The 20478-nt window shown below is 73.6% G+C and carries 13 protein-coding genes and 1 pseudogene; 8 read left to right on the forward strand and 6 right to left on the reverse strand.

Annotation, left to right across the window (positions count from 1 at the left end):
• The 5 genes and pseudogenes from ACH4LD_RS41390 to ACH4LD_RS41410 all read left to right on the forward strand — a co-directional run.
• A pseudogene (locus ACH4LD_RS41390) lies at positions 1–95 on the forward strand (alpha/beta hydrolase); the annotation flags it as partial.
• 451 nt (positions 96–546) lie between these two features.
• Entirely contained in the window at positions 547–3372 is a 2826-nt protein-coding gene (locus ACH4LD_RS41395) for an AAA family ATPase (protein ID WP_398059420.1), read from the forward strand.
• The gene (locus tag ACH4LD_RS41400) at positions 3369–4109 is read left to right on the forward strand and encodes a LuxR C-terminal-related transcriptional regulator (RefSeq protein WP_398059419.1); all 741 of its coding nucleotides are present in this window, start codon (positions 3369–3371) and stop codon (positions 4107–4109) included. Before ACH4LD_RS41395 ends, ACH4LD_RS41400 begins: the two co-directional genes overlap by 4 nt.
• 349 nt (positions 4110–4458) lie before the next feature.
• Positions 4459–7305: an AAA family ATPase gene (locus ACH4LD_RS41405; RefSeq protein WP_398059417.1), complete on the forward strand. Its 2847-nt coding sequence runs from the start codon at positions 4459–4461 to the stop codon at positions 7303–7305.
• Between the two features lie 156 nt (positions 7306–7461).
• A complete protein-coding gene (locus tag ACH4LD_RS41410; protein ID WP_398059415.1) occupies positions 7462–9768 on the forward strand; it encodes a molybdopterin-dependent oxidoreductase in 2307 nt (768 codons plus the stop codon).
• Positions 9769–9884: 116 nt separating this feature from the next.
• On the opposite strand, the gene ACH4LD_RS41415 is transcribed toward ACH4LD_RS41410, so the two are convergent.
• Positions 9885–10361 carry a VOC family protein gene (locus tag ACH4LD_RS41415; RefSeq protein WP_398059413.1) on the reverse strand — a complete coding sequence of 159 codons (477 nt, stop codon included), beginning with the start codon at positions 10359–10361 and terminating at the stop codon, positions 9885–9887.
• A gap of 180 nt (positions 10362–10541) precedes the next feature.
• On the opposite strand from ACH4LD_RS41415, the gene ACH4LD_RS41420 reads away from it, so the two are divergent.
• Complete coding sequence (locus ACH4LD_RS41420; protein ID WP_398059411.1) at positions 10542–12224, forward strand: FAD-dependent oxidoreductase; 1683 nt, start codon at positions 10542–10544, stop codon at positions 12222–12224.
• 13 nt (positions 12225–12237) lie between these two features.
• A complete protein-coding gene (locus ACH4LD_RS41425; RefSeq protein ID WP_398059409.1) occupies positions 12238–13002 on the forward strand; it encodes an MBL fold metallo-hydrolase in 765 nt (254 codons plus the stop codon).
• A 137-nt stretch (positions 13003–13139) separates the two neighbouring features.
• On the opposite strand, the gene ACH4LD_RS41430 is transcribed toward ACH4LD_RS41425, so the two are convergent.
• The 4 genes from ACH4LD_RS41430 to ACH4LD_RS41445 all read right to left on the reverse strand — a co-directional run bounded on the left by ACH4LD_RS41430 (position 13140) and on the right by ACH4LD_RS41445 (position 17016).
• Positions 13140–13664, reverse strand: coding sequence for a sigma-70 family RNA polymerase sigma factor (locus tag ACH4LD_RS41430; protein WP_398059407.1), 525 nt, complete (start codon positions 13662–13664; stop codon positions 13140–13142).
• A 187-nt stretch (positions 13665–13851) separates the two neighbouring features.
• The gene (locus tag ACH4LD_RS41435; RefSeq protein ID WP_398059405.1) at positions 13852–15588 is read right to left on the reverse strand and encodes a PPC domain-containing protein; all 1737 of its coding nucleotides are present in this window, start codon (positions 15586–15588) and stop codon (positions 13852–13854) included.
• Between the two features lie 150 nt (positions 15589–15738).
• On the reverse strand, positions 15739–16224 hold the full coding sequence (locus ACH4LD_RS41440) for a DUF1269 domain-containing protein (protein WP_398059403.1): 486 nt from the start codon (positions 16222–16224) through the stop codon (positions 15739–15741).
• A gap of 285 nt (positions 16225–16509) precedes the next feature.
• Entirely contained in the window at positions 16510–17016 is a 507-nt protein-coding gene (locus ACH4LD_RS41445) for a DUF302 domain-containing protein (protein WP_398059401.1), read from the reverse strand.
• A gap of 243 nt (positions 17017–17259) precedes the next feature.
• On the opposite strand from ACH4LD_RS41445, the gene ACH4LD_RS41450 reads away from it, so the two are divergent.
• Positions 17260–17784 (forward strand): hypothetical protein, encoded by a 525-nt coding sequence (locus tag ACH4LD_RS41450; RefSeq protein ID WP_398059399.1) that lies wholly within the window; start codon positions 17260–17262, stop codon positions 17782–17784.
• Here the strand turns inward: ACH4LD_RS41450 and ACH4LD_RS41455 are convergent.
• Complete coding sequence (locus tag ACH4LD_RS41455) at positions 17697–20417, reverse strand: AAA family ATPase (RefSeq protein WP_398059397.1); 2721 nt, start codon at positions 20415–20417, stop codon at positions 17697–17699. The two genes, ACH4LD_RS41450 and ACH4LD_RS41455, sit on opposite strands and share 88 nt — an antisense overlap.
• Positions 20418–20478: the final 61 nt, after the last annotated feature.

Genomic DNA, 20478 nt, shown 5'->3' on the forward strand with positions numbered 1-20478 from the left:
CCGACTACGTCGAGATCGACGGCGCCCCCCACGGCCTGCTCTGGACCCACGCCGACGAAGTCAACAACGCCCTCCTCACCTTCCTCGCCAAGTAGTCACCGCCGATGCCACGGTGGCCCACTCCGCGATCCGGCGGTGCGGGCCACCCGGGCACACCGCCACGTCGTCGGCAGGCGGCGGGGCGGACAGGCGAACACCCGCCTGGTCGGGCGCCGGACACGTCGAATGACAGATGTCAGGGACCTCACACGTGTCTAGGTTGGAACGGTCCCGCTGTCCGGGACCCCCGACCCGCCCTGCCGTGCGGACCGGCGGCCTCGGTGCCGGGCGGGAAGGCCATCGAACGAACCGGAGATGCGGCATGAAGCCGGACACCCACCCCCGCGGCGCACACGCCGTGAGCGCGTCCCCGTTCGGGGACGGCGGAGCGGCACGCGACCGCGAGGCCGACCCGTTCCCGCCCGCCGGCGGCGGGCGGCCCGCGCCGGCTCGTGCGCCGGGTGTCCGCCGTCGACGGCTGACCTCCGAGCCGAAGGGAGGAACGGGGTGACGACGACCACCTCTTCCCCGTACCTGGACACATGGGCCGGCGCGGCCCCGCGTCCCTCCGCGTCCTCGGGCATCGCCCGGCACACCGGCACGGCGGGCACGAGCGGTGACCTCGACACCTGCCGGCGCGCCCTCGACCGGGCCGCGCGGGGCCAGGGTGCCGCGGTGGTGGTGCGGGGCGAGGCCGGAATCGGCAAGAGCACGCTGCTGCGGAGCGTCGCGGACGGGGCGGCCGGCAGCGGGTGGCGGGTCCTGCGCGTGTCGGGCGGCGACGCGCGCGCCAGGCGTGCCTTCGGCGCGTTCGAACCGCTGGCGGACGAACTGCTGGACCTGGCCGCCGGACTGCCGGACCTGCTGCGTACGGCTCTGCGGAGGGCGCTGCGGGGAGATCCGGCCCCGGACCCGCTGTCGACGTACGCGGCACTGAGGCAGGTGCTGGCGTCCGCGGCGCAGCGCGGTCCCGTCCTGGTGGTCGTCGACGACTGCCATCTGCTGGACACCGCCTCGGCCCGTGCCGTCACGTTCGTCACCAACCGTCTGCCCGGCACGGCCGTCGCCGTGCTGGCGGCCACGGCGGTCGATGTCTGCGACCCCTTCGACGGATGCGAGATCACGGAGGTCCCGCTGTCCGGTCTGGACCAGCACCGGGCAGCGCACCTGCTGGCGAGCCGTCACCCGGGCCTGGCCGCGGTGGTGCGTACCGCGGTGATCTCGGCCGCGCAGGGCAATCCGCTGGCCCTGCTCAGCCTCTCCGACGCGCTGACCCCGGCGCAGCGCGACGGCGGCACACCCCTTCCCGATCCCCTGCCGGCGGGCTCCCTGCTCGACGGCAGGCTGGGCGGACTGTTCCGGTCGCTGCCGCTGCCCACCCGCGATCTCCTGGCACTTCTCGCCCTGACCGAGGCGGGCATGAGCACGGTCGAACTCGCGCACGCGGCGGAGCGGCTCGGCACGGGTCCGGACGCCCTCGACCCGGCGGAGAGGGCGGGGCTCGTCCGCGGTGACCGCACGGTGCGTTTCACGCGCCGCTTCTTCCGGACCCTGGCGTACTCCACGGCCTCCCCGGCCGCGCGGCGGTGGGCCCACACCGCCTGGACGGACCTCGGTCTGGCACGGTGGGGGACGTCGGCGGGTGACGGGGCGCACGCCGCCCGGGGCACCGACGGGGTCACCCGCTTCGACCGGCTCGCCCGGGCGGCGGCGGCCAGGGGCCAGTGGAGCGCCGCGCTGCGCGCGTGGCAGCGGGCCGCCGACGCCGGCTCGGACCCTGCGGGCCGCTCCCGCGGGTACGCTGCGGCGGCGACCATGGCGCTGCGCTGTGGCCGCCCGGGTCTGGCCATGGCGCTGTGCCGTCAGGCGCAGGGGGGCCGGGAGCCGGCGCTGACCCGCACCGTCAGCATGGTCCAGGCGAGCGCGGGGTTCGACACCGCCTTCACCGCCGAGACGAACCGGGCGGCCCTCTCCTCGGCCCTGACGCACGGTCAGGTGCTGGGGTCGGACGGGCGTGAGTGGGCCGCCTTCCAGTCGGCCCTGCTCGGCTCGCTGACCCACCGGCCCGAACCGGCACGCCAGGCGCTGGACTGGCTGAGCGCGCGGCCGGTCCCCAGCGCTGCGCTGCGCACGGCCGTACTCGCCCACCTGGACCCGGTGGGCCGGCTGAGTGAGATCAGGTCGGGTCTGGCCGAGGCGACCGGTGCCGCGGACGCGGGGCTCGCCCGTGCGAACGCGCGGGAACTGACCTGGCTGGCGGACGCGGCGTGGCGCATCGACGACATCGCGCTCAGTGAACACCTGACGGCGGCCGCCCTGCGGCGCGGCGGGCCGGAGGACCGTACGCATCTCTCCCATGCCTCCGCCCTCCAGGTCGCGCTGATGGTGGCGGCCGGGCGGTGGTCGGAGGTGCACACCGTGGTGCCGGCGCGGCTGCGGGAGGCCGAACGCGAGGGCCTGACCCGGTACGGCGTCTCGCTCAAGGCCCAACTGCTCCTGGTCTGCGCCTTCCAGGGGCGCGCCGGGCAGGCGGCGGAACTGCTGGCGGACGTCCGCCGCTGGGCCCGTACGTACGACTCCCCCCACCACGGCCGCATCGCGTCCTACGCCGCGTACCTGCTCGCCGGGTCCGGCACCGCCGCGGCCGGCGGCGGGAGCGACGCGCCGCCGCCGCCCGGACCGCTGAGTGACGTGGTGGCGCGCTACGCCTACGTGGACACCGTACGAGCCGCGCTGGCCCGGGGCCGGACGACACTGGCCCGGGCCCAGGCCGCGCGTGCGTCGCTGCACGGTCTTGAGGCGTTCTCGGCGGACATGCGGCTCGCGGTCCGTCACGGCCGCGCGCTTCTGGCCGCCCACGACGGCCGGAACGACACGGGGGCGCTGTTCCGCTCCGCCGCCGAGGCGGCCACGGCGGCCTCCCGCCCCTTCGCCCGTGGCAGGCTCGCCCTGGACCACGGGATATGGTTGAAGCGGCAACGGGAGACGGCCGGGGCGCGTGGTCAACTGCGGTACGCCTACGACCTGTTCACCCGACTGGGCGCCACTCCCTGGCAGGAGTCCGCACGTGCCGAACTGCGGGCGGTGGGCGTGAGTCTCCCCGGTCCGGGCGCCGTCGCGCAGGTGGACCCCGGGCGGCCCGCCCTGACCGCGCACGAACTGCGGATCGTCCGGATGGCCGCCCGCGGGCTGTCCAACCCGGAGATCGCGGACCAGCTGGCCATCTCGCCACGGACGGTGGCTTCCCATCTGTACAAGGTGTTTCCGCGGCTGGGCACCAGCTCCCGCCGGGAACTCGACCGCGCACTGCAGGAACTCGGTGATCACACATGACACGAAGTGCCGTCAAGGCGCCGGTGCGGGAGCGTCCGGGTCCGGCCGGCCGGTTCCGTCTGACGTCCGTGCCGGACGCGCCGGCGATGAGGGCCCTGGGAGGGGGCGAGGACCGGGACGCCCAGCCGGTGACGCTCACCCTGACGGCGAGCGACGTGCTCACGGAGGAGGGCGCGCAGGCCTACCTCCGTGCGGCGTCGGGTGTGCGGGTGGTGCCCTGGGAGGACCGGCACGGTGCCGACGTGGCCCTGGTGCTGGCGCACAAGGTCTCCCTGGCGACACTCACACGTGTCGAGGAGGTCGCGGGGACGGCCGAGGGGCGGGGAGTGCCGGTGCTGCTGGTGGTGGACTCGATCAGCGAGCGGCACCTGTTGTACGCGGTCGACCGCGGGGTGGTGGGTGTGCTGCTGCGCGGCGAGGTCGGTTACGCCGACATCGTGCGGGCGAGCCGCAGGGCCCTGCAAGGGGAGTCGCCGCTGCCGCCCACCCTGGTGCGCGCCCTGGTCGAGCGGCTGCGTTCGCTGCCGGGGCACCAGCCGGGCTCGTCCGACCTGTCCGCCCGGGAGGTGGACGTCCTGCGGCTGCTGGCCGAGGGGCTGAGCACCGCGGAGGTCGCGGGACGCCTCAACTACTCGGAACGCACGATCAAGAACGTGCTGCACGACGTCATCACCCGGCTCGGCCTGCGCAACCGGACGCAGGCGGTGGCCTACGCCATCCGCAACGGCGCGCTGTGAGAGCGGCACCGCGGACCGGGGGCCGCCGCGGCACGCGGTCGAGTGCGGCACGGTCCCGCCGAAGCCGAAGCACTCTCGTGTCGGCGCCGAGCACGACGAGACGACGCGCCCGTGCTTCCTTGTGAAGTCCGACCGCACACCTGACCGGGACGGGCGCTCGCCGGCGGCGCGCCGTCACGGCCTCGGTGCCGTCGCACGCGAGTGATGTGCGGGTGTGCGGCGGACCACGGGGCCGGCGGGCCGCCCGGCGTGTTCGGCGGCGCCCGGTCAGCGGCCCCGGAACCAACTCCCCCCACGGCAGGATCGCGCCAGAAGCGCTGGCGCACTTCCCTACCCGCGGAGGCGGCGCATGCGAGCACTCTCCTACGACCCACCAGGCTTCCGGTCCGACCCGGCCGGCCCGGACCGGGGCGCGAAGTCGCCCGGCGGCGCCGGCGGGACGGGCACGTACCCCGACGCGCACCGTCGGGCTCCGGCGGCGCGGTCCGCGCTGCTGGGCCGGGAGTCCGAGACGCGCATGCTGAAACGTTTCCTCTCGGATGCCCGGGCATCGGGCGCCGCGCTGGTCGTACGCGGTGCCTCCGGCATCGGCAAGACCGCGCTGCTGGAGGAGACCGCGCGACTGGCGGGAACCGGGTTCACGCTGGTCGACGTCCGTGGCCTGCGGGCCGAGGCCGACCTCCCGGCCGCCGCCGTCACCCGGATCCTGCTGCGGTGCGGGTCCGGCACCGTGGGCCACACCCCGCCCGACGCGGCCGGCGGCTGGCTCGCGGTCCAGGCAGCGGCGAACGTGCCGCGCGACGCCGGGGTGGCCCTGGCGCAGGCCCTCCACTCGGCCGGGGCCACGGCGCGCGGACCCGTGCTCCTGGTCCTCGACGACGCCCACTGGTTCGACGCCGAGTCCCTGGACGCCCTGGGCCACGCGCTGCCCCGGCTGGCCGGGAGCCGGGTGGGCGTGCTGCTCTCCGCCGACCCGGCGGCCGGACCGGCCGTCCTGCCGGAACTGCCGGGCGTCTCCCTGGGCCCGCTGGACCACGGGACGAGCACGCGACTGCTGCACCGGCACGGTCCCGGCCTCCCGCCCGCCCTGCACGAACGCGTCCTGCGCGAGGCGTGCGGGCACCCGGCCGCCGTCGTGAGCCTCGCCTGGAACCTCCAGGTCCGCGAGGTGACGGCGGCGGCCCTGCTGGCCCCCGCCCTGCCGCTGGGGAAACGGTTGCAGGAGAAGGTGACAGCCCGGCTCGACGCGCTCCCCCCGGCCGCCCGTGACTTCCTGCTGCTGACGGCCGAGGCACACACCGACCGGCTGCCGGCCCTGCGTGCCGCCGCGCGGGAGGCGGGCGTGCCCGCGCGGGGGCTGAAGGCGGCTTCAGACGCGGGCCTGGTGACCGTCGACGGGGACCGGCTGCGCTTCAGCGGCCCCCTGCTGCGCTCCGCGCTGCACTGGAGCGCCTCGCCCGCGGAGCGCCGGCGGATGAACCTCGCCCTGGCCGCCACCGACACCGACGACGACCACCGGCACGCGCGGTACGTCGCGGCCGTGACCGCGCAGCCGGACGAGGCCACCGCGGCCGCGCTGGAGAAGGGAGCCACGAGGGACCCCGCTTCCGCCGTCACCGTCCTGGAGACCGCCGCCGAACTGACGCCCGATCCCCGCCGCAGGACGCGGCGGCTGATCCGGGCCGCCCAGGCGGCCCAGCTCGGCGGACAGCCGAACGACGTACGAAGGCTGCTGGATCTGATCACCGACGCCCCCGTGGACGCCTCGCTCGCGGCGGTCGTGGCGGCGCTGGAGGCAGGCGTCGTCTACGACAGCGAGGGCGTCCCGGCCCACGCGCTGTCGCTCCTGCTGCGCTCGGCGACGGCGCGGAGCACCGGCTGGCCACCGCCGTTCCTGCCGCTGACCGGCGCCATCGCCCCGGAGCTGTGCGAGCCGGCCGGGCGTGGAGCCGTCGGTCCGCTGCTGGAGGCGCTCCTGCGGGAGAACCCCGGCCGCGCGGACTGTCCCTTCCTCGTCTCCGCGCTGTGCTGGACGGACCGCGACAACCACTCCGCGACGGCCCGTGCCCTGCTGGCGAAGGCGACACGGGCGGTGCGGGAAGGAACGTTCCCTCGGGATCCCGCCCGGGACGCGGCACTCGTCATCGCCGCGTCCGCGCTGGACGAGCCGGCCGCCGCCGAGCGGTACGCCACGCGCGTGCTCGCGCCGCTGACCACGCGCGGGCAGTTCGGCCTCGCCCTGATGGTGCTGGCCCATCTCCAGATCGCCCGCGTCCACCTCGGCGACCGCGAGGGGCTCATGGAGGACGCGCGGACCGGGCTGCGCTGGGCGCGTTCCGCGGCCAACGCCCACGCGGAGATGGTGTTCGAGGCCGGAGTGGCGCACACGCGGGCCTGGACCGGGGACGAGGAGGGCCACCGCGAACTGACCGACCGCATCCTGGCCTTCGCGCTCCCCCGCCGTCTGCACATGCTGGCCGCCCGGGCCCGGTGGGCGCGGGGGCTGCTGGCCCTCGCCCACGGCCGGCCCGAGGAGGCCTACGAGGAGCTGCGGATGCTGTCGGCCGCGGACGGCGACGCCCGTCACCCGGTCGTCGCGGCCTGGGCCCTGGGCGACCTGGCCGCGGCCGGCGTCGCCACGGGGCACGCGGAGGAGGTGCGCCGCCAGGTGGACCTGGTGCGCGAGGCCAACCGGGCTGTCGGCTCCGCCCTCCTGCGGCACCTGATCGGGCGCTCGGAAGCACTGCTCGGTGAGGGTGCCCGCGCGGAACGGCATTTCTCGGCCACGCTCGCCGAGCAGGACGACGCCCTGCGCTACGAGTCGGCACGCACGCATCTCGCCTTCGGTGAGTGGCTGCGCCGCCGGCGCCGGGTGCTGGACGCGCGGCCCCATCTCCAGCGGGCCCGGGAGCTGTTCGGCACGCTCGGCGCGACCGCCTGGGAGCGGCGCGCGGCCTCCGAGCTGCTGGCCGCGGGCGAGGCCGGGGACACGTCCCGTCCCGCGTGGGCCGAGAAGTACGACCTGACGCCCCGCGAGGCCGAGGTGACCCGCCTCGCCGCCGACGGGCTGTCGAACCAGCGGATCGGCTGGCAGCTGGGAATGAGCCGTCGCACGGTCGCCAGCCATCTGTCACATGTGTTCGCCAAGACAGGTGTGGCCGCGCGCAAGCACCTGCCCGCGGCGCTCCGCGCCTGACGCCCGCGGGAACAGGCCACATCGCCACCTTGACAGGGAGAGTTCGGTGAAGAAACCCTGGGCTCCGGAATGTGCACCCCCCAGGCACCCGGGCGTCGCCGGTCCCCGAGCGGACCGCGACCCGGTGCGGGACCGTCGCGGAAGCGGGAAACACGTATGACCGACTGGCACAAGACAGCGTGCAGCCTCTGTTACGTCAACTGCGGTCTTGAGGTCGCGATCGACCAGCGTGCGATCACCCGGGTCCGCGGCGACAAGGAGAATCCGCGCACCCGGGGATACCTCTGCCAGAAGCCGCAGCGGCTGACGTGGTACGGCGACCACCCGGACCGTCTCACCACCCCGCTGCGCCGCCGCCCCGACGGCGGCCACGAGCCCGTGGACTGGGACACCGCGCTGACCGAGATCGCCGGGCGCCTGCGGGACATCCGGGACACCACCGAGCCGTCAGGCCCCGGCGCGCTCGCCTACGTCGGCGGCGGCGGTCAGGGCAACCACTCCGCTGGCGCGTACGGGAACGCGCTGATGAGCTGGATGAACTCCACGCGGTTCTTCGGCGCCCTGTCGCAGGAGAAGACCGGGGACTTCTGGGTCAACGGCAAACTGTTCGGGGGGCAGGTCTGCCACACGTCCGAGGGCGTCGAGGAGTGCGACCTGCTGGTGGCGATCGGCTGCAACCCCTGGCTGGCACACGGTTTCAACCGGGCCCGCACCGAGGTGAACGGCATCAAGAACGACCCCGGCCGGAAGATGATCGTCATCGATCCGCGCCGTACCGAGACGGCGGACGTGGCCGACGTCCACCTGCCGTTGCGGCCCGGAACCGACGCCTATCTGCTGGGCGCGATCCTCGCCCTGGTCGTGCGGCGCGGGGGCGCGGACGAGACGTTCCTGCGGAACCACACCGAGGGCTACGAAGAGGTCGCCGACGCCCTGCTGCGCATCCCCGTCGACGAGTGGATCGCCCACGCCGAGGTGGAGCGGTCGGAGGTGGAGCGGGCCGTGGAGCTGATCCTGGCCGCGCGGGCGATGACCGTACGCGTCGAACTCGGCGTCCAGCAGGGGCGCAACTCCACGCTCAACAGCTACCTGGAGAAGCTGCTGTACCTGGTCACCGGGCACTTCGGCCGGCCGGGCACCAATGCCCTGCACTCCTGGCTGGTCCCGTTGTGGAAGGAGTCCCACGGGGAGCGCTCGCAGATCACCGGGTTCGAGTACATCGGCGGGTACCTGCCCATGAACACCCTGGCCGAGGAGGTCCTCGCCGACCATCCGCACCGGGCCCGTGCGGTCTGGGTGGACTCGTCCAATCCGGCCAACACCGCGGCGGACACGGCGTCCGTCGAGCGCGCCCTGGCGGAGTGCGAACTGTCGGTGGTCGTCGACGTCGCCTACACGGAGACGGCGGCGCTGGCCGACTACGTCCTGCCCGCGGCCTCGCAGCACGAGAAGTGGGAGTGGACGTTCTTCGACTTCGAGTGGCCGACGAACTACTTCCAGCTCCGCCGGCCGCTGTTCGCCCCGCTGCCGGGCACCCTGGTGGAGGCCGAGATCTACACCCGGCTCCTGGAGAAGCTCGGCGCCCTGCCTGACCGGGCGGAGCTCGACCGGCTCACGGAGCTGGCCCGCACCGACCGGCCGAACCTGCTGCGGCACGCCGCCGCCACCCTGCGCGAGGCTCCGGGCATCGCCCCCGCGCTGCTGTACCGCACGCTCGGCCGAACGCTGCCCGAGGGCGCGGCCTCCGCCGCGGTCCTGTGGCCCGGCTGCCACACCGCCGCTCACCGGCTGGGACCCGCCGTTCAACGGGCGCTGGGCACCGAGGCGTCCGGGACCGCGCTCGGCGAGGAACTCTTCGACCGCGTCCTGCGGTCACCGAGCGGTCTCGCCTTCAGCGAGCACCGGTACGACGAGGTGTGGAGCCTGATGCGCAGCGAACGCGTCACGCTCGCCGTGCCGGAACTGCTCGCCTGGCTCACGTCCCTTGACCCGGCCGCCGACCGCCGTGACCCCGACTTCCCGCTGTCCCTGGTCAACGGCCAGCGCCGCAGCCACAACGCCAACCAGATCCTGCGCCCGCCCGCGTGGCGCAGGAGCGACCCGGACGGCGCGCTGCGCGCCCGCTCCGAGGACCTGTCCGCCGCCGGTGTCGCCCCGGGTGACTGGGTGGCCGTGGTGTCGAGGACCGGCCGCCTGGTCGCGCGGGCCGAGGCCGACGAGACGCTGCGGGCCGGGCAGGTGGCGCTGCCCCACGGCTTCGGCATGTCGGTGCCCGACGGCCGCGGTGGGCGTGTCACCCATGGCCCGCGGATCAATCTGCTCACCGACGCCACCGACCGCGACCCGATCGCCGGCACTCCCCACCACAAGGACATGCCGGTACGACTGGAGCGGCCGACGCCCGAGGAACGGGCGACCGCCCAGCGGGACAGCGACCGCGTGCACGCGCTGATGCGCGGCTGACCGGCGGCGATGGCGTGCCTGGCAGGGCGCGGGTCTCAAGTCCCGTGTCCTGCCAGGCACGTCCGATATGACCGGCATATGTGGTCGTGCCCGATCGCCGGGGACCTCGCCGGCGGTCAGGCGTCCGTGGGCGGCACGGTGTCGGGGCGCAGCCAGGGGGACGCGAAGTCGACGTGTTCGGGGCCCAGTCCGTGGGGTTCGTCGGTGTAGAACCGCAGCCGGACACCGTCGGGGTCGGGGACCACCAGGAGGTGGCCGACCAGGGCGACGATGACCGGTGAGTGCGGCACGCCGAGCGTGTCGAGGTGACGGATCCAGCCGTCGAGTTCCGCCCGGCCCGGCACCGTGAAGGTCAGCGGGTCGAAGCCGGCGAGCCGTCCGGCGGTCGCCGGGTCGAGACGCAGTTCCACGGGCACGTCCGCACCGGGGACGTCGAGGATGACGGCGAACAGCTCCCCGTCCCGGGTGACGTGGTCGAACTCCGGAACGCGACGTGCGCCCAGGACGGAGCCGTACCAGGCGATGCTCCGCTCCAGGTCGGACACGGGAATCTTGATGTGGTGCAGGCCCCGCACCACGGGTCGGGCAGACATACGGAAGACACTCCTCGGATGTGCGTGCCCCGGGGTCAGGGGCACCACCGAACATACTCCTCGTACATGTGGAACCGTTCGTGCACCCAAACTGTCCTCGCGTGCACATGTGCGCCGTTGGAGCCACACACGCGGGGCGATCCGTGGCCCGGCGGTGTGACCCGGTGGCATTCTTCGGGCATGGCAACCTCATTCCCCGAGATCGGTGATCGTCCCGACGATCTCGCCACCGCCGCCGAAGTGCGGCTGGACGACGGTCAGCTCGCCCGGGCCGCCCGGTACGCGACCCGCGAGGAGGTCCGGGCGGGAGACGTCCTCTACCAGGTGGAGGACGATTCGGTCGACCTCTTCCTGTGCGGGACGGCGACGCTGGAGGCGATCATCCCGTCCTCGGAGGGCGGTGACGGTCACCTCTTCATGACGCACGGCCCCGGCCAGTTCGCCGGCGAACTCAACCTGCTCACCGGACAGCGGCGCGGGCTGACCGTACGGGTCGTGTCCGGTGGCACGGTCCACCGGGTGCAGCCGGCGGCCTTCCGCCGGCTGATGGCCCAGGAGACCGAACTCTCCGACCTGCTCCTGCGCGCGATCCTCGCCCGGCGCCGGCTGCTGCGCCAGGCGACGGAGCAGACGCTGCGGATCGTCGGGGACACCGGATCGGCCGCGGGCCTGGCCATGCGCACCTTCCTGGACCGTCAGGGCGTGCCGCACCGGTGGCTGGACAGCGGCTCCCCGCAGGGCGCGGAGGCGCTGCGTTCGTCCGGTCTCACCGAGGAGGACCTGCCCGCGGCCCTGTCGTCGCGCGAGGCGACGCCCCGGGTGACCCCGGGTGTGCTGAGTCAGCAGCTCAACCTCGCCTACCGCCGTACCGGACGCGGCTCGGCCGACCTCACCGTCGTGGGTGCCGGGCCGGCGGGGCTGGCGGCCGCGGTGTACGGCGCCTCCGAGGGCCTTCAGACGGTGCTGCTGGACGGGGTGGCCGTCGGCGGCCAGGCCGCCACCAGCGCACGCATCGAGAACTACCTCGGTTTCCCCTTCGGGCTCAGCGGAGCCGATCTGACCGCGCGTGCCGCCGTGCAGGCGCTGAAGTTCGGTGTGCACCTCGCCAGTCCGTGCGGTGTGGTCGGGCTGAGCACCGAGGGCCGCGACCACGTCGTGACCCTGATGGACGGAACCCGCATCGGGACGCGGGCGGTGATCGTCGCCACCGGGGCCGAGTACCGGGCGCTCCCGCTCGACGGCTGGGCGGAACTGACCGGCTGCGGCATCTACTACGCGGCCACCGACCTGGAGGCCCAGGCGGTGGCGGGCCGGCCGGTCGCGGTGGTCGGCGGCGCCAACTCCGCGGGCCAGGCCGCCCTGCACCTGGCCCGGTACGCCTCCGGGGTCACCCTGGTGGTACGGGGACCCGATCTCGGCGCCCGTATGTCCGCGTACCTCGTGGAACGCATTCTGAACGATCCGCGGATCACCGTGCTCACCGGCACCGAGGTCACGGCGTTGCACGGCAGGCCCCACCTGGACGGTGTGTCCCTGACCACCCGGGCCGAGGGCGCCGGGGCACGCCGTGTCGACTGCGCGGGCCTGTTCTGCTTCATCGGCGCCTGGCCGGCGACGACCTGGCTCGGTGGAGTGGTCCTGGACCCGGACGGGTTCGTGCCGACGGACCGGCAGTTGTCGACGGAGGACCTCGGACCGCGCTGGAAGGAGCTGGGGCGTGAGCCGCTGCCGTACGAGACCAGCGTGCCCGGCGTGTTCGCGGCCGGTGACGTGCGTCTGGCCTCGATGAAGCGGGTCGCCGCCGCCGTCGGTGACGGCGCCAGCGCCGTCCGTTCGGTCCACCAGTACCTCGCGACGATCTGAGACGGGAACGTTCATGAGCAAGCGACTGCGTGACGGCGACATCGTCCACATCGGCGACGACGTCCATCTGGTGTCGGGCGGCAACACCAACTGGGTGATCGTCAAGGACGGTGCCGAGGCCACACTGGTGGACAGCGGATATCCGAACGACCACGACGTGCTGCTGGCCTCCCTGGACGTGCTGGGTCTGAAACCGGAGGCCGTGCGCGCGGTCCTGGTGACGCACGCCCACAACGACCACATAGGCGCCGCGGAGCGCCTGCGGCTCGCGTACGGCACACCGGTCCTGATGCACGAGGAGGAAGTCCCGCACGCGCGGCGGGAGTACCTGCACCAGGTGTCCGTCGGGCAGGTGCTGACGCAGGCCTGGCGCCCGGGTGTGCTGCCCTGGGCCGTCCACGCCATCCGGGCCGGGGGCACCGCACATGTGCCGGTCGCCGAGCCCGCGCCGTTTCCCGCGCCGGGTCCGCTGGATCTGCCGGGCGCTCCGGAGCCGGTGCACACACCGGGGCACACGGAAGGCCACTGCGCCTATCTGCTGGCCGGCAGCGGCGTTCTGATCAGCGGTGACGCCCTGGTCACCGCCCATCCGACGTCCCGGATCGCCGGCCCCCAGCTGCTTCCCGCCATGTTCGACACCGACCGGTCCGGGGCCCTGCGCTCCCTGGACGTGCTGGAGCGGATCGACGCCGACGTCATCCTGCCCGGGCACGGGCCGGCGCACCGGGGAAGCGTCGAGCGGGCCGCCGCACTCGCCCGAGAGCACGCCGTACGGTGAGGCCGGGCGGCGCCCCGGCCGAGGACGTCCGTCGGCGCGATGTCACGTCCGTGGCCACGTGGATTCCGCGAGGTCCGACGACACGGAAGGCGCCCGGCCGGTGACGCGCACGCGTCCGGCGGTGCGGCGCGGGTCTGCTACGCCCCGGCGCCGTGTCGTAGCGCGTACAGGGCGTAATGCCGGCGGGACTTGACCGTTCCGGCGGGTATGCCGAGTCGCCGCGCGGTCTCGTGCACGGTGAAGCCGTACATACAGGTGTGGACGAGCACCTCCCGGTGCTCGTCGCTCAGGCTCCGCAGCAGGTCCTGGACCCCCATGGCGGCCAGCACGCGCCCGGCGTGGTCGCGCTGCGGAACGTCGCCCATCCGGTCGGTGACGCTCTCGTGGCGGACGAGCGCGCTGCGGGACCGGTCGATGATCAGGTTGCGGGTCACCTTGAGGAGCCAGCCGCGCGTGGAGCCCGGTCCGTCGCGCAGCTCGTCGGTGTGGCGCCAGGCGCGGAGGAAGGCTTCCCGCACGATGTCCTCGGCCAGGTGACGGTCCGACAGCAGTCTCTCGACATAGGCGACCAGGGCGGCGCGGTGCCGGGTCACCAGGGCCCGGACGTGGAGGTGGTGGTGCCGCGGCTGCGGTGGTGTCCGGTGCGGCGCGGGTGTCGTCATGGTCGTCGTTCCAGGATCGGGAGGGAGCCGGGCGTCCGGGGCCGTCCGCGACAAGGGGGCACGCCCGGAGGACCGACGGCGACATGGGCGCCTGTCCGGTCCCGTCCCACCAGGCCCTGGGGGGTGCGGCCGGCGGAACGGGCCCGTACCCCGCCACACGCAATGCGACGGGGTGTTCGCGCCACTGTCAGCGGGACAGCGCGTAGGCCGTGCGGACCGCGGTGTCCTCCACTCCCGTCAGTCCGTCCGCATCGGTGAAGGCATCGGTGCCGAAGCTCTGCGGGACATCGTCGTCCGCCGTGCCGCCGACGCCGTCGGGCCCCGTGCCGAGGAACGTGCTGTCGTTGTCCATGAGCGTGGACGTCCCGTCGGTGGCGGTGTGCCAGTTGCCCAGGGCGTGGCCGATCTCGTGGGAGACGAGGTTGGAGACGACCGTGCTGATGAACGTGATCCTGTCGCTGGTCGGCTTCATGTAGTGGTTCAGCGAGATGGTGTCGCCCGCCGGTCCGCTGAGCAGGTCCAGCAGCACGATCGACGTGTCCGAGGTGTCGAAGTCGCCCGGGTCGATGGAACTGGTGACGCCCAGCGTCGGCAGGTCCGTCTCCTCGATGGTCCCGCCGATGACGACGCGGTCGACGTTCTTCGCGTCGCCGGGGTCCGCGTCGTGCTCACTGCTGAGGACGCGGACGCCGAACCGCTTGTTGATGCCGCTGGACGCCAGATCGGTCCCGAGTCGCCGGCGCACGTCGGCGGTGATCGCGTCGGCCAGGGGCTTCTCCGCGCTCGCCGGCAGTCCCCAGGCGCCGAGGAAGGCGCTCAGCGGACTCGTCGTGCGGAGCCCGGGGGTCACCGGCAGCCCGGAGGACGCGAAGACGGAGGGGTCGATACGGGCGCCGTCGAAGTCCAGGAAGATGGTCTGTTCGTCACCGGTGCCTTCCAGACGGGGGCGGGTGGCGAGCAGCCTGAGCCGGTAGGGGCCGCGGGTGTCGCCGGACACCGCGACGCAGTACCACCCGTCCTCGGCCGCCACGTCGTCGAGGGAGATCCTGCCCGACGGCAGCGGGCTGGACGCGGGGTGGTTGTGGGCGACGTCACCGGTGGAGCCCTCGTCCTCCGTCCCGTCCGGCCCGTAGATCGCGACCTTGTCCGGGCTGCCGTCCACCGCCGCGCCGACGACGTCTCCCGCCCGCAGGCGGACGGCGTGGTACTGGGTGTGCGGTACGGCCGCGCTGAGGCTGAGCGTGTACGTGCCCTCGCTGCTGACGCCGTTGCCGCTGCCGGAGTCGGACGGGTCCTGCGGTCGCGTGCCCGAGCCCGCGACCATCAGGTAGTACGTGCCCGTCCCGGCGGCCTTGCTGATGAGGGTCGGGGCGAGGGTGCCCGCGGAATCGTCCGCCCCGGCGAGGACCTGTCCGGAGGCGTCGTACAGGGTGAGCGCCGCGTCCACGGAACCCCCGGTGATCTTCGCCGTGATGGTCTGTCCGGCGCGCGCCCGGAGCCGGTAGAAGTCGAAGTCGCCCGTCCCGTCGCCCTTGCCCGCGTGGGGCCCGTCGCCGACCGTGCCCGTCACGCGGATGCCGGACCGCCCGGTGCCGATGCCCGTGTCCGTGGCCTTGACCAGGGACCCGTCGTCCTCCGCGCCGGCGGGCAGGCTGACGAACCGGACGGTCGACGGCAGCGTGCCCGTGATCCGCGCGGCACGTCCCCTCTTGCCGTCCGTGGGTGTCGTACGGAGGGCGGAGGCGTCCTGGCACCGTCGCACGGTCTCCGTGCCGGTCGGTGCCGTCGCGAGCCGCCGCTGCTGCGGCTCGCCGGTCCTGAGGGCCGACGGCGTGTGGGCGGTGGGATCGGCCGCGGCGGCGGGTGTGAGGGTGGCACCCACCATGACCACGCCGATCGCCGATGAAACGAGGGTCTTTCTCACGTGTCTTCCTGGTGTGGCGTCAGGGGGAAGGAGGAGGGGAGGGGGAGGCCCCGGGAGACGTGCGTCAGGCCGGCTTCGCGGAGGAACCGGCGCTCGGCCCGGACGCGGCGGGAGGCCAGGAAGCCAGCTCCCCGGCCTCCCGGCCCCGCGCTACGCCTCGAACACCTCGCGCAGCCTGGCCTCGTCCTGCTCGGACAGGTTGCTGTGGATCAGCCGGGCGGTGCCGTGGGGCAACGCCTCGTGCACGCGGTCCACGACCGCGTCGGAGGTGAGCAGGAACAGGGCGGACGTGCCCTCTCCGACCTCGCTCCGGACGCTCTCGATGAAGTCGTCGTCGATGCCGACGTCGGCCAGCGAGCCGCCCAGGGCGCCGCTGAGAGCGCCCACGGCGGCACCGAGCAGCGGCACGAAGAAGATCAGGCCGAACAGCAGGCCCCAGAAGGTGCCGGAGAGCGCGCCCGCGGCGGTGAGGTTGTAGAGCTGCTTGGTCCTGGGCTGCTTGCGGCCCTGAGGCCAGGTGACGACCGCCGCGTCGTGGACCTGGACGAGACCCTGCTTCCGCAGGGACAGCAGGGTCTCCTCGACGCGGTCGGCGCCGTCGGGGGTGGGGAACTTCCAGACGGTGAGAGTGGCCACGGGGGTTCCTTTCGAGGGGCTGGATCGCCGCGGACGACGACAGCGCGCAGGGCGGCGTGTGCTCATCACGCGGGAGAAGAGTCGGGTCGTAGGCGCCAGAGGCCCCGGCCCGGCACCGTGCCGCCGCGGTCTGCCGGCGGGACGCGGGGAAAGACATGTACGCGACCGGGATCGCAGCCAGCATACCCAAGACGTCCGACGGCGAGATACGTGTGTCTCGGACGGGACATCTGGACGTGTGCGGGGCGAAGCCCGATGCGGGTGTTGCGAAGACGCCGGGCCGGGTCAGCTCCGGAGCAGTTCGTCCGGTACGTCCGTACCGAGGAAGCCGAGGAGGGCGGCGAGCTTCCGGTCGAGTTCGACGCCGACTTCCGTCACCTCCGGGATGCCGAGCCCGGCGAAGTGGGTGCTGGGCTGGTCCACGCTGAACCAGGCCGCTCCGGCCTCGTCCTGCCAGATCGCGGTGCGCAGCGGCGCGTAGAGCATGGTCCGCGGGTCGTGGCGGTACATGCGCTCGGCGATGGTGTGGTTGCCCATCAAGTACCAGAAGCAGATCGCCTGGTGTCCGGCGCGACGGAAGACGGGGTGGGCCGCGTTCTTCTCGAAGATCATGAAACCGTGCGGGGCCGCCGAGTCGATGAGCGCGGTGATCTCCGGCCAGGAGGCTTCCCGGCGGATCAGCGACTCCAGCTCCTCCTCCGGCACGGGCGGTACGGCGGCCTCGTAGCTCTGCCGGAAGTCGGACAGGGACGGCACGGCCACGTCCAGACGCCGCACGGGGAACGTACTCATTTCGCCTCCTGGCTGGTGCGCGGTGGGATCGAGGTCGACCATAACGGCGCGGTCGCCGGCGCACTCGGCACACGTGTCCAACGGGCGTCCCGGCGCCCCGTTGCTGCCCCATCGGGCAACCGCCCCACAAAGAATCCACAAGTGCGCCTGATCCTGGGGCAGTCCGCCATTCGTCAGCGATCGTCGTGCGGAGGGGCCGATATGTTCCTGCGGAGGTTCGTCCGGTCGGCACACCGGTCCGTCGTGCTCGCTCGTGCGACGGCGGACGCCGGCGCGATCTGCGCGGCCCTGCCCGCGGCCCTCGGCCCCGGGCACCACCGTCTCGACCTGGTGGTCGAGTGGGGCGACGGTACCCTCGACCGGGCCGAGGGCGCCGTGGACCATGGCTCCGCCGGCCGGCCCGGTGCCGCCGGCCCGGAGCCGGCGGGCGAGCTGGCGGATGTACGGGCCTTGCTCGCGTCGGCGCTGTCGGACGAGGGGATCCGCTGTGCCGTTCTGGTGGCCAGGACCGTGGCGGCCGGTACCCGGGTGTGCGGCTGGAGCGTGCGAAACGGCTGGGTGGAGGCCCTGGACCCGCGCGTGCTCGGGCTCGCGGTGACTCCCTGCCCGGGCGTACCCGTGGTCCCGAGCACGGTGTCACGCGCCCCCGCCCTGGTCCGGGACCGCCGGCGGCGCGGCCGTCACGTGCCGTTGGCCTCGTCGAAGGCCTTCAGCGCGTCGCGCAGGGCGGCGCGGGAGGTGATGCCCAGCTTGGGGAACACCCGGTAGAGGTGGGCGCCGGCAGTGCGGGGTGAGATGTTGAGCTGCCGGCCGATCTCCTTGTTGGACAGGCCGCTCGCCGCGAGCTCCGCGATACGACGCTCCTGCGCGCTCATCTTCACACCGGTCCTGGCGTCCGCGACCCCGACGCCCACGCCGGCCGCGCGCAGTTCGTCCCGCGCGCGCTGCGCCCAGAGCGGGGCCTTCAGCTGCTGCTCGAACAGTTCCAGTGCCACGCCGAGCTGGACGCGCGCGGCCGTGTACTCCCGGCGCCGGCGGAGCCACTCGCCGTACCACAGCCGGATACGGGCGTACTCGAAGATCCACAGGGAGGCGTCCGGCACCGCGAGGGCCGCCTCGTACAGCTCGCCCGCCTCGTCGTCGGGCGCGGCGACCGCGGCCGCCGCGGCGAGGATGACCGCGTGGTGGGGTGAGATGGCGTCCAGGCGCGCCTGCCGGCCTGCCTCGACGTGTGCGCGGGCCTCCTCGGTCCGGCCGGTGCGCATCGCCGACTCCACCAGGTCCAGGAACACCCGCGAGAAGTGCGGGAAGTGCGAGGGCAGTTCTCCCGGCGGGGTCAACGCGGAGGTCAGCAGGTAGGCCTCCTCGAAGTCCCCGCGGCCGACCGCGGCGCGGGCCCAGGTCTCGTTCACGGTGGACATCAGCAGCTGCATGCGTCGCGGCTGGGCCCACGCGGTGATCGTGTCGCAGTGCCGGCGCAGCGCTTCCTCGTCCCCGCGGCCGGACGCGACCATGGCCAGTCCGTAGGTGAAGATGATGTGGATGAGGTGGTACTCGTGCTCGGTGGCGTCCGCGAAGCCCGGGGACGTGATCGCCTGGATCCTGTCCCATTCACCCCGCATGAACGCCTCGTGGGTCCTGGCCACCACGCCGAAGCGCAGGCTGTCGTACGCGCTGTGCCCGACGGCCTCCCGCCACACACCGTCGTAGTACGTGAAGCAGTCGAGGTACATGGCCGTGTAGATCAGCCAGTTGACGCGCCACAGGGGCGTGTCGGGAGACAGCGCGGCCGTCGCCCTGTCCAGCCGCTCCCGCACGTCATGAGCGGTCCGCGCCGGGTCGGCGACGCTGTCGAAGCACATGCGCGCGGACTCGGAGATCCGGTCGAGCGCGCGGTACACGGGCGGCCACAGTTCCGCTCGGCCTCCCCACACGGCCGCGTTGAGCAGGACGTAGAACGCGTCGTCGAACGCGTCCGCGTCCTTCGGTGCGGTGCTTCCGCGCGCTGCCTCCATCGCGGGGGGCAGGACGCGGTAGACGGCGTCGATGTCGCCCTCCCGGTGGAACTGCACGTATCCCGCGGCTGCCGCGCCCCGCAACGACTCCGTGGTCTGGCCGGCCAGTTCGTGGGCCGTTCCCAGGAGACCGGCGATGCCGGCGGCGAACGCGGCCTGCTCCAGGCGGCGGAGGCGTTCGGTGGAGTCCTGGCTGAGTTCGGCGGCACGGCGGTACGCCGTGGCGGCCTCCGCGGCGCCGCCACGGGCCATGGCCCGCTCCGCGGCGCCGGTGAGTTCGACGGCGACCGCCTCGTCGGGGTCGTCCGCGGCATGGGCGAGATGCAGGGCGCGCCGCTCCGGCTCCGCCTTCAGGACCTCGGCCAGCGCGCGGTGCGCGGCTCTGCGGCGTCCGGCCGGGGACATGTGCACCACACAGGAGCGGACCAGGGGATGCCGGAAGGTGACCTGCTCCGCGAGGTGGTCGACGCGGACCAGTCCGTTGCGCTCGCCCGTCTCCAGCAGGCCGTCGTCCCACTGCTCGCCCGCCGCCCCGAAGGCCGCCCGGATGTCCCCCAGATTGCCGGGGCGCTCTCCGTCCAGGGCCGTCAGCAACAGGGCGAAACGTGTGACGGAGCCGAGCTGCCGGACGCGGTCGGCGAACACGCTCTCCAGCCGGCTGTTCAGCGGCAGGTTCGTCGGCAGGGTCTCGACGCCGTCCCGCTGTGCGTCGGTGAGCTGGCTCGGCAGCTCCACCAGGGCGAGCGGGTTGCCTTCGGCCTCGTCCAGCAGGCGCCGCCTGGTCGTCTCGGCCAGCCTCGGGTGACTGCTGTCGAGCAGCGTCAGCGCGTCGGAGGCGGGCAGCGGACCCACGTCGAGCACGCGCAGGCCCGTGGGGTCGAGGAAGCCGTGTGCTCCGCTGCGCGCGGCCATGACGAAGGCCGCCCGGCAGCTTTTGAGCCTGCGGGTGATGAACGTCAGTACCTCGGCGCTGGAGCGGTCGATCCAGTGCACGTCGTCCACCACCACGCACAGGGGCCGCCGCAGGGACGCGGCCTGGAGGAGCGCCAGCGCCGCCGCCGAGATGGCGAAGCGTCCCGGCGCCGAGCCCTCGCGGATGGAGAGCGCCTGTTCCAGCACGCCGCCCTGGAAGGCCGGCAGCCCCGCGAGGTGGTCGAACAGCGGATAGAGGAGCTGGTGCAGCGCGGAGAACGCGAGTTCCTGTTCGCTCTCGACCCCGACGACCTGGAGCACCCGCAGTCCGCCCGTCCGGGCGTGGGCGGTCACCGCGTCCAGCAGCGCGGTCTTCCCCACCCCGGGGTCGCCTTGCAGCAGCAGCGCTGCTCCTTCGTTCTCCGCCTCGACCAGCAGTGCTTCGAGAGCACGCAACTCGGACGTACGGCCCACCAACGACAACGTTCCTCCCACGCCGGAGGGCGGTTGCCCCTGCCGACGTGCATATGGTGGC

Source organism: Streptomyces sp. NPDC017676, from assembly GCF_044329325.1.
Classification (GTDB): Bacteria; Actinomycetota; Actinomycetes; order Streptomycetales; family Streptomycetaceae; genus Streptomyces.